General features: G+C 69.7%; 16 protein-coding genes and 1 pseudogene. 11 read left to right on the top strand and 6 right to left on the bottom strand.

What is annotated here, in order from left to right; genetic code table 11:
* Positions 1-7 precede the first annotated feature (7 nt).
* Genes ASC70_RS25820 through uczS form a run of 3 tightly spaced genes read left to right on the top strand, consistent with a single transcriptional unit; the run spans position 8 to position 1,962 of the window.
* Positions 8-238, top strand: a complete 231-nt coding sequence (locus ASC70_RS25820; RefSeq protein WP_056046950.1) for a hypothetical protein — start codon at positions 8-10, stop codon at positions 236-238.
* Positions 238-552 (top strand): type II toxin-antitoxin system RelE/ParE family toxin, encoded by a 315-nt coding sequence (locus tag ASC70_RS04855; protein ID WP_056748868.1) that lies wholly within the window; start codon positions 238-240, stop codon positions 550-552. Before ASC70_RS25820 ends, ASC70_RS04855 begins: the two co-directional genes overlap by 1 nt.
* Positions 553-555: 3 nt before the next feature.
* On the top strand, positions 556-1,962 hold the full coding sequence (gene uczS / locus ASC70_RS04850; RefSeq protein ID WP_056046946.1) for a two-component system sensor histidine kinase UczS: 1,407 nt from the start codon (positions 556-558) through the stop codon (positions 1,960-1,962).
* A 165-nt stretch (positions 1,963-2,127) separates the two neighbouring features.
* Here uczS and ASC70_RS04845 read toward each other — a convergent pair whose 3' ends face one another.
* Positions 2,128-3,018, bottom strand: a complete 891-nt coding sequence (locus ASC70_RS04845; RefSeq protein ID WP_047407350.1) for a M56 family metallopeptidase — start codon at positions 3,016-3,018, stop codon at positions 2,128-2,130.
* A gap of 109 nt (positions 3,019-3,127) precedes the next feature.
* Between ASC70_RS04845 and ASC70_RS04840 the strand changes: the two genes are divergently transcribed.
* The 7 genes from ASC70_RS04840 (at position 3,128) to msrQ (ending at position 10,144) form a co-directional block, all read left to right on the top strand.
* The gene (locus tag ASC70_RS04840) at positions 3,128-6,037 is read left to right on the top strand and encodes a bifunctional [glutamine synthetase] adenylyltransferase/[glutamine synthetase]-adenylyl-L-tyrosine phosphorylase (protein ID WP_056046944.1); all 2,910 of its coding nucleotides are present in this window, start codon (positions 3,128-3,130) and stop codon (positions 6,035-6,037) included.
* A 186-nt stretch (positions 6,038-6,223) separates the two neighbouring features.
* Positions 6,224-6,670 carry an EF-hand domain-containing protein gene (locus ASC70_RS04835; RefSeq protein WP_056046943.1) on the top strand — a complete coding sequence of 149 codons (447 nt, stop codon included), beginning with the start codon at positions 6,224-6,226 and terminating at the stop codon, positions 6,668-6,670.
* Between the two features lie 26 nt (positions 6,671-6,696).
* Complete coding sequence (locus ASC70_RS04830) at positions 6,697-7,254, top strand: RNA polymerase sigma factor (RefSeq protein ID WP_056046940.1); 558 nt, start codon at positions 6,697-6,699, stop codon at positions 7,252-7,254.
* Between the two features lie 16 nt (positions 7,255-7,270).
* Positions 7,271-7,738: a hypothetical protein gene (locus ASC70_RS04825; RefSeq protein WP_056046938.1), complete on the top strand. Its 468-nt coding sequence runs from the start codon at positions 7,271-7,273 to the stop codon at positions 7,736-7,738.
* The gene (locus ASC70_RS04820) at positions 7,735-8,394 is read left to right on the top strand and encodes a periplasmic heavy metal sensor (RefSeq protein ID WP_056046936.1); all 660 of its coding nucleotides are present in this window, start codon (positions 7,735-7,737) and stop codon (positions 8,392-8,394) included. Before ASC70_RS04825 ends, ASC70_RS04820 begins: the two co-directional genes overlap by 4 nt.
* 67 nt (positions 8,395-8,461) lie before the next feature.
* Positions 8,462-9,382, top strand: coding sequence for a protein-methionine-sulfoxide reductase catalytic subunit MsrP (gene msrP / locus ASC70_RS04815; RefSeq protein WP_056046934.1), 921 nt, complete (start codon positions 8,462-8,464; stop codon positions 9,380-9,382).
* A gap of 57 nt (positions 9,383-9,439) precedes the next feature.
* Positions 9,440-10,144, top strand: a complete 705-nt coding sequence (gene msrQ, locus ASC70_RS04810) for a protein-methionine-sulfoxide reductase heme-binding subunit MsrQ (RefSeq protein WP_056046932.1) — start codon at positions 9,440-9,442, stop codon at positions 10,142-10,144.
* Here msrQ and ASC70_RS04805 read toward each other — a convergent pair.
* Both ASC70_RS04805 and ASC70_RS04800 read right to left on the bottom strand, forming a co-directional pair.
* On the bottom strand, positions 10,141-10,839 hold the full coding sequence (locus ASC70_RS04805; RefSeq protein ID WP_056046929.1) for a lysozyme inhibitor LprI family protein: 699 nt from the start codon (positions 10,837-10,839) through the stop codon (positions 10,141-10,143). The two genes, msrQ and ASC70_RS04805, sit on opposite strands and share 4 nt — an antisense overlap.
* Before the next feature lie 3 nt (positions 10,840-10,842).
* Entirely contained in the window at positions 10,843-11,499 is a 657-nt protein-coding gene (locus tag ASC70_RS04800) for a lysozyme inhibitor LprI family protein (protein WP_056046928.1), read from the bottom strand.
* 93 nt (positions 11,500-11,592) lie between these two features.
* Here ASC70_RS04800 and ASC70_RS25445 point away from each other — a divergent pair.
* Positions 11,593-11,700 (top strand): annotated as a pseudogene (locus tag ASC70_RS25445) (hypothetical protein); the annotation flags it as partial.
* A 29-nt stretch (positions 11,701-11,729) separates the two neighbouring features.
* Here ASC70_RS25445 and ASC70_RS04795 read toward each other — a convergent pair.
* The 3 genes from ASC70_RS04795 to radC form a co-directional block, all read right to left on the bottom strand.
* Positions 11,730-12,965, bottom strand: coding sequence for a dipeptidase (locus tag ASC70_RS04795; RefSeq protein ID WP_056046926.1), 1,236 nt, complete (start codon positions 12,963-12,965; stop codon positions 11,730-11,732).
* A gap of 121 nt (positions 12,966-13,086) precedes the next feature.
* The gene (locus ASC70_RS04790) at positions 13,087-13,539 is read right to left on the bottom strand and encodes a hypothetical protein (RefSeq protein ID WP_056046924.1); all 453 of its coding nucleotides are present in this window, start codon (positions 13,537-13,539) and stop codon (positions 13,087-13,089) included.
* 2 nt (positions 13,540-13,541) lie between these two features.
* Complete coding sequence (radC, locus tag ASC70_RS04785; protein ID WP_369815108.1) at positions 13,542-14,264, bottom strand: DNA repair protein RadC; 723 nt, start codon at positions 14,262-14,264, stop codon at positions 13,542-13,544.
* Positions 14,265-14,322 lie beyond the last annotated feature (58 nt).

The following is a 14,322-nucleotide window of genomic DNA, read 5'->3' as shown; positions in this document are numbered from 1 at the left end:
TCAGACCATGAACAAGCCGGCCAAACCCGAGGCGGATGAGGACGACCTGTCGGACCTGTACGGCCCGCCGCTGACGCAGGCCGAAGAGGACGCTTGGTTCGAGCGAAACCGCGATGGGCTCAACGAGCTGATCCAAGAGGCGCTTGATGAGGTCGCCGAGGGTAAGGTCGAGCCCTGGGACTTTGAAGAAATGTTGGCCGATGCTCGCGCCGAATTCGAGAAGACCCAGAAGGGCTGATGGGCGCTCCCACGGTTGTCAGATCCCCCAGCGCCCGGCGTGATATCCGGGGCATCTATTTGTGGATCGCATCCGATAACGGAGCAGAACGCGCCGAGGCTATCATGGCGCGGCTCAACCGGGCGAGCGAACGGCTCGCCAAGCGACCGCATCTGGGGCGGTTTCGCCCCGACCTCGCGGGTGATCCTCACAGCTTCAGCGTCCGTCCTTGGACGATCGTCTATCGATCACTAGCCGACGGGAACGGCATCATCATCCTTCGTATCCTCGACAACCGCCGAAACGTCGCCGCGCTGCTCGGCAAGAAGACTTAGCCCATGCGTCTGCCGCGCCTTCTCCGCACCACGCCGTTCCGGCTGACCCTGCTGTTCCTGGCCCTGTTCGCGGCGGCCGCCAGCGCCTTCCTGGGCTATATCTACGTGGCCACGGCCGGCGAGGTGAACCGTCGCGCCCAGGCCGAGATCAGCCGCGAGTTCGAGAGCCTGGAGGCGGCCTACCGCCAAGGCGGCGTCGACGCCCTGAACCAGACCATCGTCGAGCGGGCGACGGGCGAGCGGCCGTTCCTCTATTTCCTGGCCGACAAGAACGGCAAGCGCATCTCGGGCTCGATCGAGGAGTCGCCGGTCGCCAATTTCGAGGGCGACGGTCCGGAATGGGCCAGCTTCAAGGTCACCGAGACCGACCTGGACGGGGCCGAGGTCAAGGCCGCGGCCAAGGGCGTGCAGCAGCGGCTGGAGCATGGCGAGATCCTGTTCGTCGGGGCCGACGTCGACGCCTCCGAGGCCTATGTCCGCAAGATCGTCCGCGCCCTGTGGGGCGCCGGGGCGCTGGTCATCCTGCTGGGCATGGCCGGCGGGATCCTGATCAGCCGCAATGTCAGCCGCTCGATGCAAGGGCTGGTCGACGTGGTCAACGACGTGCGGGCCGGCGACCTGCACGCCCGGGCCCGGGTGCGGGGCACGCGTGACGAATACGACGAGCTGGCCGAGGGCCTGAACGACATGCTCGACCGGATCGAGCGGCTGATGGGCGGCCTGCGCCACGCCGGCGACGCCATCGCCCACGACCTGCGCTCGCCGCTGACCCGTCTGCGGGCGCGCATGGAGGTGGCCCTGATCGACGCCGAGAACGGCAAGGGCGATCCGGTGGCCGCGCTGGAGACGGCGCTGATGGACGCCGACGGGGTGCTGAAGACCTTCAACGCCGTGCTGGCCATCGCCCGCCTGCAGGCCGCCGGCTCGGCCCCCGACCAGCGCACGTTCGACGCCTCGGAACTGGCCACCGACATGGCCGAGCTCTACGAGCTGTCGTGCGAGGACAAGGGCCTGGACTTCAAGGCCGAGATCGTTCCGGCCCTGCCGATCAAGGGCAACCGCGAGTTCCTGGCCCAGGCCCTGGCCAACATCCTCGACAACGCCATCAAATATACGCCCGAGGGCGGGGCCATCATGCTGCGGGCTCGCCGCACCTCGTCCGGCGAGCTGGAGTTCTCGGTCACCGACACAGGCCCTGGCGTGCCCGAGGCCGACCGCGCCCGCGTCGTCCAGCGCTTCGTGCGCCTGGAGAACAGCCGCAGCGAGCCCGGCGCGGGCCTTGGCCTGTCGCTGGTCCAGGCCGTCGCCGCCTCGCACGGCGGCCGGCTGGAGCTGGCCGAGGGGCCCGGCGAATTCAACGGCATGGGCCCGGGCCTGCGCGTGGCGCTGGTGCTGCCGCGGGTGGAGTAGGGGGAGGCTCCTTCCGCCCCCTCCGGGGGCGGACGACCGCGTAGCGGTCAGGTGGGGGCGGTCAGGTGGGGGGCGGTCAGGTGGGGCAAGTGAGGTGAGTAATCCGCTACTCGCCCCCTCCGGGCCTTCGGCCCTCCTCCCCCGGAGGGGGAAGACGGGTTGGCCCTACCGGTCCGCCTGGACCCAGACGATCGCGCCGGTATAGGGGTCCATCTGCGCGGCCAGGCCGGGGCGCAGGTCGTTGGCGTCCGGCCCGCGCGGGGCGATGCTCCAGACCAGCGCCATCGTCGCCACCGTCAGGAAGGTCATGGTCAGAAAGCCGGCGATGTCGCGGGCCAGGCTGGGCTCGCGGCGGTTCAGCAGCGAGACGCGCAGGATCAGCGGATGGGTGGCCCAGCCGCAGGACAGCGGCGAGACCGAGACGCTCATCTGCGCCTTCATCAGCGCCTTGGCGTAGTCGGCGCGGATATCGCCGCGCAGAGCCACGACGGTGGCGTCGCAGGCCAGCTCCTGGTCGATGCGGACCAGGTGCGAAGCCAGGGCGATCATCGGGTTGCACCAGCCCAGCACCCCCATGGCGGCGATGACCAGGTTGGCGATCGGATCGCCGCGATTGATGTGGGTGCGCTCGTGCAGCTGGATCATCGACCGCTCGCGCGCGTCGAACCGCTCGGCGAAGTCGGACGGCAGCACGATGCGCGGCCACAGGGCGCCCATGACGGCGGGACCGGCGACCCCCTGATGGACGCGGCGGCGGAACAGGTGCTCGCGCAGGGCCAGGACCGCCGTGGCGATCGCGCAGCCGGCCAGCCACAGCAAAACCAGCTTGGACGCCCAGACGCCCAGCGGCTGGGCTGGCGAGCCGATGTCCATGGTCTCGGCCAGGCTGGGGAAGAAGGCGGCGGCCGCGGCGGCCGGCACGATGGCCCACAGGCCATAGGCGCGGCGCGGGCCGAACAGCTGGCGCGCCGACGGCCGCAGCAACACCACCAGCAGCACCGCGGCGGCGGCGGCGATCTGGGCCCGGATCAGGGCGAGGGCGAAGAGCTCGATCATCGTCGGATGCGGTTCCTGCCGTTTCCTCGATGCTGATGGTTACAACTGTAAATTCCTACGTCAAGCGCGAGTCTTGCATCGGGGCCGCAAGGCGGGCCACCGTGCCCGCATGACTCGACCGCTCCCTGGCTCTCCCAGCGCTCCGCTTGGCGCCCGCCTGGCCCCATGCGGGCCTGTCCTGGACGCCAAGGCGGCCGAGCGGGCCCATGAGGCGATCGCCAAGCGGGCGGGTGAGGCCATGGGCGGCGTCGACGCGGCCTGGGCGGCGCTGGCCCCGGTTTTCGCCGCCTCGCCCTACCTGGCCGGCCTGGCGCGACGCGACGGCCGGCGCTTGCCGAGCATCCTGGATGGCGATCCGGACCAGACCTTGGCCCAGGTCCTGGCCGCCGCCGAGGCCGTGGCCGCCGAGCCCGACTTCGAGACCGCCCGCCGGGTCCTGCGCGAGCTGAAGGCCGACCTGCACCTGCTGACCGCCCTCTGCGATCTGGGCGGCGTCTGGGACCTGGACCAGGTGACCGGCGCCCTGACCCGCTTCGCCGACGCCACCCTGCGCGCCGCCTTGGCCCAGGCCGTTCGCCAGGAGGTCGATCGCGGCGCGCTGGCCCGGATCGGAGAGGGCGAGGCCGGCCCCGCGCCGGGCCTGTTCTGCATCGCCATGGGCAAGCACGGCGCGTTCGAGCTGAACTATTCCAGCGACATCGACTTCTCGATCTTCTACGCGCCGGAGAAACTGCCGGTCGCCGAGGGGCACGAGCCCCAAGCCGTGGCGGTGCGGATCGCCAACCATCTGGGCCGGGTGCTGCAGGAGCGGACCGGCGACGGCTATGTCTTCCGCATCGACCTGCGCCTGCGCCCCGATCCGTCCTCGACCCCGCCGGCCATGCCAGTCGATGCGGCCATGGACTACTACGAGAGCGTCGGCCAGAACTGGGAGCGGGCCGCCCACATCAAGGCCCGGATCGCGGCCGGCGACCTGGGTGAGGGCGCGGCCTTCCTGGAGGCGTTGCAGCCGTTCATCTGGCGGCGGAACCTGGACTTCGCGGCCATCGCCGACATTCACTCGATCAAGCGCCAGATCCACACCTACAAGGTCGACGACCGCCTGACCGCCAAGGGCGCGGACTTGAAGCTGGGGCGCGGCGGCATCCGCGAAATCGAGTTCTTCGTCCAGACCCAGCAGCTGATCCTGGGCGGCCGCCAGCCCGACCTGCGCAGCCCGCGCACCCTCGACGCCCTGGCCGCCCTGGCCGAGGCCGGCCACGTCACCCCCGAGGACGCCGCTTGGCTGACGGAGGCCTACAAGGATCTGCGGGCGCTGGAGCACCGCGCCCAGATGATCGCCGACGACCAGACCCACAAGCTCCCGGAGTCCGACGCCGAGCGCAAAAAGGTCGCCGCCCTGTGGGGGCACGACAATCTGCGCGGCTTCGACGCCGCCGTCGGCAAGATCCTGAAAGGCGTCAACCTGCGCTACGGCCGCCTGTTCGCCGGCGAGGAGGAGCTGTCGTCGCGGTTCGGCAGCCTGGTGTTCACCGGGGTGGAGGACGATCCGGAGACCCTGGCCACCCTGAAGCGGATGGGTTTCTCCAGCCCCGAGCGGGTCGCGGCCACCATCCGCGGCTGGCATCACGGCCACATCGCCGCCACCCGCACCGAGCGGGGCCGCGAGCTGTTCACCCGCCTGGCCCCGCGCCTGCTGGACGCGGCCAACGCCACCGGCGCGCCGGACCAGGCCTTCAACCGCTTCGCCGACTTCTTCGCCGGCCTGTCGTCGGGCGTGCAGATCCAGTCGCTGTTCCTGGCCCAGCCGCGGCTGTTCGAGCTGATCGTCGAGGTCATGGCCTTCGCCCCGCGCCTGGCCACCACCCTGGCCCGACGGCCGACGGCCCTCGACGCCCTGCTGGATCCGGCCTTCTTCGGTCCGATCGAGACCCCCGCCGTCGCGCCTTGGGATCCCGAGGACTTCGAGGGGGCGATGAACGCCGCCCGCCGGCTGTTTCGCGACCAGAGCTTCCGGATCGGGGTGCGGGTGATGAGCGGCACCGCCGACGCCCGCGACATCGGCCGCGCCTTCGCCGAGCTGGCCGACCTGATCATCGGCGGCCTGGCCCCGGCGGCCCTGGCCGAGACCGAGCGGCTGGGCGGCGCCTTCCCCGGCCAGGTGGCGGTGGTGGCCTTGGGCAAGGCCGGCTCGCGCGAGATGACCGCCAAGTCGGACCTCGACCTGATGACCCTCTACGTGGCCGACGAGCCGGCCTCGATGTCGGCGGTCAAGGGCTGGAGCGCCGACGTCTTCTACGCCCGCTTCACCCAGCGCCTGACCTCGGCCCTGTCGGCGCCGACCGGGGAGGGGACGCTGTACGAGGTCGACCTGAAGCTGCGGCCCTCCGGCACCAAGGGGCCGGTGGCGGTCAGCTTCGCGGCCTTCGGGGACTATTACGAGCGCGAGGCCGAGACCTGGGAGCTGTTGGCCCTGACCCGCGCCCGGGTGGTCTGGGCCAGCTCGCCGGCGTTCCAGGCGCGGGCCGAGGGGGCGATCGAGGCCGCCCTGCGTCGACCGCGCGACTGGGCCAGGACCGCCGCCGACGTGGTCGAGATGCGCGAGCTGATGGAGCGCGAGCGGCCGGGCAAGGGCGACTGGGACCTGAAACTCGATCCCGGCGGCCTGGTCGACATCGAATTCGCCGCCCAGTTTCTGCAGCTGGCCCACGCGGCCGCCGGCGGCCCGTTGGCCCAGAACACCGGCGAGGCGCTGGCGGCCCTACGCGCGGCGGGCCTGGCCGACGACGGGGCGCTGGCTCGGCTGGAAGCCGCCTGGCGGCTGGAACAGGACCTCTCCCAGCTGATCAAGGTCGCCCTGGAGGACGGCCACGACGTCGAGGCCGAGCCCAAGGCCTTCAAGGCGCTGATGGCCAAGGCCGGGCACGTTGGGCAGTTCAGGACGCTGAAGCCGAAGCTGGCCAAGGCCAAGGTCGAGGCGCGCGCGGCCTACGAGGCGATCGTCAAGGCGCCGGGGTAGGGGCGTACTCCTGCCATCTATTCACCCATCTCGACGTGTCATCCCGGACAGCCTCTGCGAGGCTTCCGGGATGACACGGGGTTTTGGGGGTTTAGATATCTCCAGCGCGCCAACGACGGAATCCACGCATCCGCGCGTTCAATCTGCATGGGACGAGCCATCCATCCTTTTGGAGACCTCACACTGATGATCATACGCACCTTGATCGCCGCCGGCGCCGTGCTGGCGATGGCCGGGCCGGCTCTGGCGCAATCCGCCTCCAGCGCTTCGGCTTCAGGTCAATCCTCTTCGGCTCAGGCCCCCTCCGGCATGACCCTGGAGCAGTTCCAGGCCGCCAACGGCGACAAGCTGTTCGCGCGGCTGGACACCAACAAGGACGGCAAGATCTCGCCCGAGGAATTCGCCGCCTTCCGCGAAGGCAACGCCAAGGTCGACGCTCAGGCGACCAAGGCCGGCAAGCGCGGCCAGAAGCTGTTCTCGCGCTTCGACGCCGACAAGGACGGCTCGCTGTCGCGGGCCGAGGCCAACAAGGTGCTGGCCTGGCGCTACAAGCGGATGGACACCAACAACGACGGCATCCTGACGCTCGAGGAGTTGCAGGCCAAGAAGGGCAAGGCCAAGGTCGGGGTCTGATGGCGACGTGCGCGGTAGGTTGACGGTTGGCGTCCGACGGGAACGATCCCGACGAAGCCTTGCTGGCGGGGGTGGGACGGGGCGACCCGTCCGCCGTCCGCACGCTGCTGGACCGACGTCTGCCGCGCATCCTCGCCCTGTCCCGGCGCATGCTGAACGATCCCGGCGAGGCCGAGGACGTGGCCCAGGAGACCTTCCTGCGCGCCTGGAAGCAGGCGCGGGCCTGGAAGCCGGGCGGGGCGCGGTTCGACACCTGGCTGCACCGCGTGGCCCTGAATCTCTGCTACGACCGACTGCGCCGCCGCCGCGAGATCGCGACCGACGCGCCGCCCGAGCAGGTAGACACCGGGCCGGCCCCGGACGCCGGCCTGCTGGGCGCGGAGCTGTCGCGGCGGGTCGAGGCGGCGCTGGCGGCCCTGCCGTCTCGCCAGCGCGAGGCGATCGTGCTTTGCCATCACCAGGGCCTGGGCAATATCGAGGCCGCCGGACTGATGGAGATCAGCGTCGAGGCGCTGGAGAGCTTGCTGGCCCGCGGGCGTCGGACGCTGAAGGCGTCGCTGGCCGATCTGCGGGGGGCGGGATGAGCAAGGAGGCGTGGTCATGATGTCGCCAGAGATGTCCGAAGGGCGGTTCGAGGCCTTGGCCGAAACCTATGGCGGCGAGATCGCGCGCTGGCCCGAAGGCGAGCGCGAGGCCGCGCGCGCCCTGCTGGCCGCCCAGCCCGAGCGTCTCTCGGCCGTGCTGGACGCCGCCGCCCACCTGGACCGCCTGCTCGACCTCGCGCCGGCCCAGAGCGTCGACGCCGCCCTGCTGGGCCGGCTGATCGCCGCCGCGCCGCCAGCCCCGAACACCGCCGGCCGCTGGATCGCCGGCCTCGGCGCGGCCCTGGGCCTATCGGCCGCCGCCTTCGCCGGGGTGCTGGCCGGAGTCGCCGTCGGCGGCCACGCGCTGCCCGTCGCTGCGCCGGCAGCCGCCACTCAGATGGCGAACGGCAGGGTCGAGACGGTCACGGCCGTCGACATGTCCAACGACCTGCAGGACGCCATCGAGGAGCCCGCCGAGCTATGAGCCTGCCTCGTCCGCTGCTGGTCGGCCTGATCGTCTCGGCGGCCCTCAACGTGTTCCTGATCGGCGGCGTGGCCGGCGTCACCTATGTGCGGCTGTCCAGCCCGCCCCCGGTCGCGCCGCCACCGCCCGCGCTCGCCGCTGCGCCGGCCTATGCGCCGCCGGTCTGGCAGGCCCCGCCGCCCGCCGCTGACCCGGCCACGCCGTCGCGCGCCACGCCCGCCGTCCGTCCGGCCCAATCCCCGGCGCAGGCGCCGGCCCAATTCCCGGCTCCGCCGCCGCAAGACGGCGAGCGCCTGGCCCGGCCTCCGCTGTGGACCGCCGGCGACCAGCTCTCGCCCCAGAGTCGAAAGGCTTTGCGCCTGGCCCTGCGCGCCGCCAACCAGAAGAACCAGCCGATCACCCGCCAGGCCCGCACCGAGCGCCAGGCGGCGCTGGCGGCCTTGACCAATCCGAGCTTCGACCCCGCCGAGGTCGGCAAGCGCCTGACCAACGCGCGGACGCTGGACATCCAGGCGCGGGCCAATGTCGAGGCCGCCCTGGCCGCCTATGCCGCGACCCTGTCGCCGTCGGAGCGGGCGGTGCTGGCGCAGGGCCTGACCCGGATCTACGCGCCACGCCAGGCGCTCCGGCAAAACGCGCGTCAAGGCGCGGAATAATCGCGCGCGGCCGTAACCAAACGGCGCGCGCTGACGTATCTGTGACGTACCCCTTCGGAGCGTCCCCATGCTGATCCGCCACGCCGCCGACCTGACCGACAACGACGTCACCGACCACGGCCTCTACATGAAGCGCCGAACGCTGATGGCGGGGCTGGCGGGCGTGGGCCTGGCCGGCGCGGCGGCGGGGGAGGCCCGGGCGGGCCTGGCCTTCACCAAGGGCTTTTCGACCACCGAGAAGCTGACCCCGAAGGAAGACATCACCACCTACAACAACTTCTATGAATTCGGCGTCGACAAGGGCGATCCGGCCGAGAAGTCGGACCGGTTCAAGCCGCGTCCGTGGACGGTGCGCATCGACGGGGCTTGCGAGGCCCCGCGCACGGTCGGGATCGAGGACCTGATCAAGGGAAACAAGCTGGAGGAGCGCATCTACCGCATGCGCTGCGTCGAGGGCTGGTCGATGGTGATCCCGTGGGTCGGCTTTCCACTGAAGGACCTGATCGCCTCGGTGAAGCCGACGTCCAAGGCCAAGTTCGTCGCCTTCGAGACGGTGATGCGGCCGTCGGAAATGCCGGGCCAGGGCTGGAACACCCTGGACTGGCCCTATCGCGAAGGCCTGCGGATCGACGAAGCCATGCACCCGCTGACCTTGATGGCGGTGGGTCTGTATGGCGACGTCCTGCCCAACCAGAACGGCGCGCCGCTGAGGCTGGTCGCGCCGTGGAAGTACGGCTTCAAGGGCGCCAAGTCGATCGTGCGCATCAGCCTGGTCGAGAACCAGCCGGTCACCGCCTGGAACAAGCTGGCGCCGCGCGAATACGGCTTCTATTCCAACGTCAATCCGGCCGTCGACCACCCCCGCTGGTCCCAGGCCACCGAGCGCCGCATCGGCGAGTTCCGCCGGCGTGAGACCCTGCCGTTCAACGGGTATGGGGAGTACGTGGCCGATCTGTACAAGGGCATGGACCTGAAGCGGTTCTATTGATGACTTCTCTAAATCCGACCTTCCCGGCGAAGGCCGGGACCCAGATTCATCCGGTGAATCTGGGGTGGTCGCGCCATTGGACGACGCCTACCGCTCAAATGCTCGCGGGTTCGATCTGGGCCGGGGAGGGGGAAAGCCTTGGCTAACCCGCCCCGCAAACGCCCCTCCAAGCTCCGGGGCAACCTGATCTACGCCCTCGTCTGGCTGGCCTGTTTCGCGCCGCTGGTCTGGGTGGCCTGGAAAGGGTTCAACGGCGACCTCGGCGCCAATCCGATCGAGAAGCTGATCCGCGAGCTGGGCGTCTGGGGGCTGCGGCTGCTGCTGGTCGGCCTGGCGATCACGCCGGCGGCGCGGATCCTGAAGGCGCCGCGACTGGTGCGGTTTCGCCGGACCATCGGCCTGTTCGCGTTCAGCTACATCGTGCTGCACCTGTCCAGCTACATCGGCGTCGACCTGTTCTTCGACTGGAACCAGCTGTGGAAGGACATCCTCAAGCGGCCGTTCATCACCCTGGGAATGCTGGGCTTCACCCTGCTGATCCCGCTGGCGGTGACCTCGACCAACGGCTGGGTGATCCGCATGGGCCGGGCGGCGTGGAGCCGGCTGCATCGGCTGATCTACGTGATCGTCCCGCTGGGGGTCGTGCACTACTACCTGCTGGTCAAGGCCGACCACCGGCCGCCGCTGATCTACGGCGCGGTGTTCGTTCTGCTGATGGTTTGGCGGGCGTGGGATGCGTGGAGCAAGCGCGCCGCGCGCTAGAACAGCTCCGCCTCGGGGTCACGGGCCTGGTCTCGCGTCCATCGCCCGGCGAGCTTGGCGCCCGAGCACGGACCCTTCTGGGTCAGGACCACGGCGTCGGCGGTGAAGACCGCGTCCAGCCGGCAGGCGTCGGGTCCCTCGCCCGTCAGGGGGAAGGCCACGGCCGTCTGGCCCGGGGCGATCCGGACCGGTTTGGCGTCGTCGGAGAAGCCTTGGGTCGCGGCGGCGTTGGCCAGGGCGTAGGCGAAGTTCAGGCCGGTCGGCGCGGCGTTGATCCGCAGGAAGTCCTGGCCGCGCACGTAGACGCCGCTCAGCCGGAAGCCGGGATTCTTCAGCGCCGCGATGCGGTCGGCGTGGATCTGGCGCAGGCAGGGCAGGCGGCTCTCGTCGTCGGTGCACAGGATGCCGCCCATGCCCTTGTCCGGTGGCAACAGGGCCCGGCTGCCGACCCAGCCGCGCTGGGTCATTTTCACATAGGCCGCGATCTTGCCGTCCCAGACCTTCAGCGCCTCGCCATAGGCGACGGCCAGTTCGGAGTCCTGGCGCGAGAGTTGAGGGTCGGCGCAGATCAGCTTCTCGACCTTGGTCCGCGCCTTGCCGCAGTCGAAGCTGGCGGCGGCGGCCGGACTGGCCCCCCAGGATGATAGGAAGGCGACAACGATCAGGCCCAGCAGGGCGGCGGCGAGGCGGGCCATCGGTCAGTCCTCCAGCAGGAAGGGCGAGCGGGCCGGGTCGCGGCGGAAGACCCGCGCGTCGAACATGGGCTTGCAGGAGCCGGTCCCGCCCCCGGGCACGGTGACGGTGTCCTGGGTGAAGACCAGGGTGAGCGTGCAGCCGCTCACCTCCTTGTAGTCCAGCCGCCCCGCCGCGTCGGGCTTGCCGCTGACCTGCTGCAGCATGTTCCCCTTCGGATCAGGGCAATAATAGATGTCGATCGATAGCCCGTCGTCGGGATAGCGCGGCGAGACGTCGAAGAAGATGCCGTCCTTGGGGCAATTGCCGGCGACATAGCGGCCCGTCCACTTCAGGCTCGGCCGTGTCAGATAGCCCAGCCGCAGCTCGTAGTCGCGCTTCAGGCAGGCGACGTCGCCCTTGCAGATGCCGTCGCGGTCCTTCAGCCAATTGCGCTGTTCGGTGCGGATATAGGTCGGCCAGTTCCCGGCCGGCCACAGGGTGAGCGCGGCCTTGAAGGCGGCGGCCACCGCCTCGTCCTGCTTCGACAGCGCCGGATCGCGGCAGATGGCCTTCTCGGTGGCCGTACCGGCCTTGGCGCAATCGAAGCTGGCGGCCCTTGCGCCGGGCGCCAGCGCCAGGCTGGCCAGCAGGAACAGGACTATGAGGGTGACGCGACCCATCTGGAGATCTCCCAGGCCAAGCCTGGGAGCAACCTAATCGAGAACGACGTTCTCCGGTAGGCGTATGGCGGAGCTCCCCAGCAAGACCCCTTCATGTGTCATCCCGGCCGCAGCGAAGCGGAGAGCCGGGACCCAGGGGCGACCGCACTGCACCGGCGCCTGGGTCCCGGACAGCCTCTGCGAAGCTTCCGGGATGACACGAGTTGGATGGAAGAAGTTCCGCTGGAAAATCAGGGCTTGGCCACGCTCTTGGCGTAGGCCTGGGCTCCGGCCACCAGGCGCAGCACGTTGCCGCTCCAGATGGCCTGGATGTCGGCGTCGCTGTAGCCCTCGGCCTTCAGGCGGGCGGTGATCTTGGGCAGGTCGGCCACGTCCTCGAAGCCCTCGACGCCGCCGCCGCCGTCCCAGTCTGCGCCGACGCAGACGCCCTTGGGCCCGGCGATCTTCAGGGTGTGCAGCATGCTGGCCATGAAGGTGTCGAAGTTGGCCCGGACCGGCGGATACTGCTTGTCGACGGCGGCCTTCTTCAGCATCCAGGCCTTCACCTCGGCCTCGGTCCCCTCTTCGGGCGGCCGGCCGAGGGCCTCCATCGCCGCCTTGCGCTCGGGGCTGGCCGCGCCATTGATCAGATAGACCGAGTTGATGCAGATCGCGCCGCCGCTGTCGGCGATCTTCTTGATCAGGCCGTCGTTCAGGTTGCGCGGATGGTCGAAGATCGCCCGGGCGCCCGAGTGCGAGGCGATGATCGGGGCCTTGGACAGCTGCACCGACTGCTCGACCACGTCGTCGCTGGCGTGGCTGACGTCGACGAGGATGCCTAGGCGGTTGGCCTCGGCCAGCCAGCGCAGGCCCAGCGGCGAATAGCCATGCCAGATCGGCTTGTCGGTCGAGCTGTCGCCGAACTGGTTGTTGCGGAAGTGGACCGGGCCGGCCATCCGCACGCCGGTCTTGTAGAAGGTCTGCAGCAGGGTCAGGTCCTCGCCGATCGGCCAGGAGTTCTCGATGCTCTGGAAGACGAAGGTCTTGCCGGCCTTGTTGATGCGGACCGCGTCGTCGGCGGTGTAGGCCAGCTCGAACTGGTCGGGATGGGCGGCGACCATCTCGCGGATCTCGGTCGCCCGCTCCAGGGCGAAGTCGCGGGCGAAGCGATAGCCCTCGGCCGTCAGCTCGCCCTGGCCGGTGTAGATCACGAAGAACCCGCCATCCAGGCCGCCGGCCTTCATGCGCGGCAGGTCAACCTGGGTGCCGTCCTCGGTAACCACGTGCCGGTCCAGCATCGACCAGCCCGGGCGCTTGAAGTGCTCGGGCGTGTCCAGGTGGGTGTCGAGGGTCAGGAAGCCGTCGTGCAGCGTCTTGATCGCCTTGGGGACGTCACCGGGCTTGTCCGGGGCCTTCTTGTCGGCGGCGTGAGCGACGCCGCTGAGCAGGGCGGCCGAGCCGAGGAGAACGGTGAGCAGGCGACGCATGGGAACACTCCGGAGCGAACTGGAGTGGGGACGCTCATGGTTTAGTTCCGGCCCGTCAAGTGAAGCGGCGAGATCGTCGGGGAAATAGATAGCCTTGCCTTGGCGCGGCTCGCGTTGAGCCTCATCCCGCTTCGGGAAGCACATCGCTCGTAGCTTGCGGCAAGCTCAGGATCGCCGAGACGGCAGAACCAACGATGGCAACCTGCCAGGCATAGAAACCGGCGCTGAACGAGATGATGGGAGTCGAGCCCACGTCGCCGTACATGGCGCGCCAGAGCAGCGCGTTGCCCGCGCAGGCCAGCGATACGAGGGCTAACACCACGTCGAACCGGCCTCCCGTCACGGAAGCGAACCGACGCCCTATCGTTACAAGGAAGGCGATATTGGCGAACCAGCCGAACTGGCCAGTCAACGGGCCCAGCCACCCGCTCATCAGCACGTAGAATCCCCACACCTGTTCGGGAGGATTGCCTTCGAGCTCGGCGACCGGAAGCGCGAGGGAGCCCATCCAGACGGCGAACCAGACGAAGGCCGCGGCGCGGTGAAGCGGTCCAGGCGAGGTGGGGGCGGTCATCGCTATAGCAATCCTAAGGCCTTGAAGCTGGCGACACCTTCGCGGCCAACCACCAAATGATCGTGAACGGTGATCTTCAGCGCCTTGCCGGCCTCGACGATCTGCTTGGTCATGTCGATGTCCGGGCGCGAGGGCGTCGGGTCGCCAGACGGATGGTTGTGCAGGATGATCAGGTTGCTGCTGGACAGCTCCAGCGCTCGCCGCATCACCTCGCGCGGATAGACCGGGGCGTGGTCGACGGTGCCGCGGTTCATCACCTCGTCGGCGATCAGCTGGTTCTTCTTGTCCAGGAACAGCACCCGGAACTGCTCGCGCGACTCGTTGGCCAGGGCGACGCGGACATAGCCGAGCAGGGCGCTCCACGACGAGATGATCGGCCGCCTGACGATCTTGTCGCGCCCGGCCCGCAAGGTGGCCTCGTGCAGCAGCTTCAGGTCCATGGCCGCCGCCTCGCCGACGCCGCGCACGGTCGCCAGCTCCTCGATCGTCGCGCCCAGCACCCCGCCCAGCGAACCGAACCGGGTCAGCAGGGCCTTGGCCAGCGGCTTGACGTCGCCGCGCGGATAGGTGCGGAACAGGTAGAGCTCCAAGAGCTCGTAATCGGGCAGGGCGACCAGACCGCCCAGCTTGGCGCGCTGGCGCAGGCGCTCGCGGTGGCCCGCCTGATGGCTGGCCTGACCGGGAGCCCGGCGGACGACGGGCGCGGTCTCCTCGACCTCCGTCACGCTCAACGACTTGCCGCTGACCAAGATCGCCCCTCCCTTCCAGAGGGAGAAGTTGAGA

The sequence above is a fragment of the Caulobacter sp. Root343 genome (assembly GCF_001425745.1).
In the GTDB taxonomy this organism is placed as follows: Bacteria; Pseudomonadota; Alphaproteobacteria; order Caulobacterales; family Caulobacteraceae; genus Caulobacter.
Note: the sequence above shows the minus strand (reverse complement) of the source record. Positions and strands in the feature narration are given on the sequence as shown.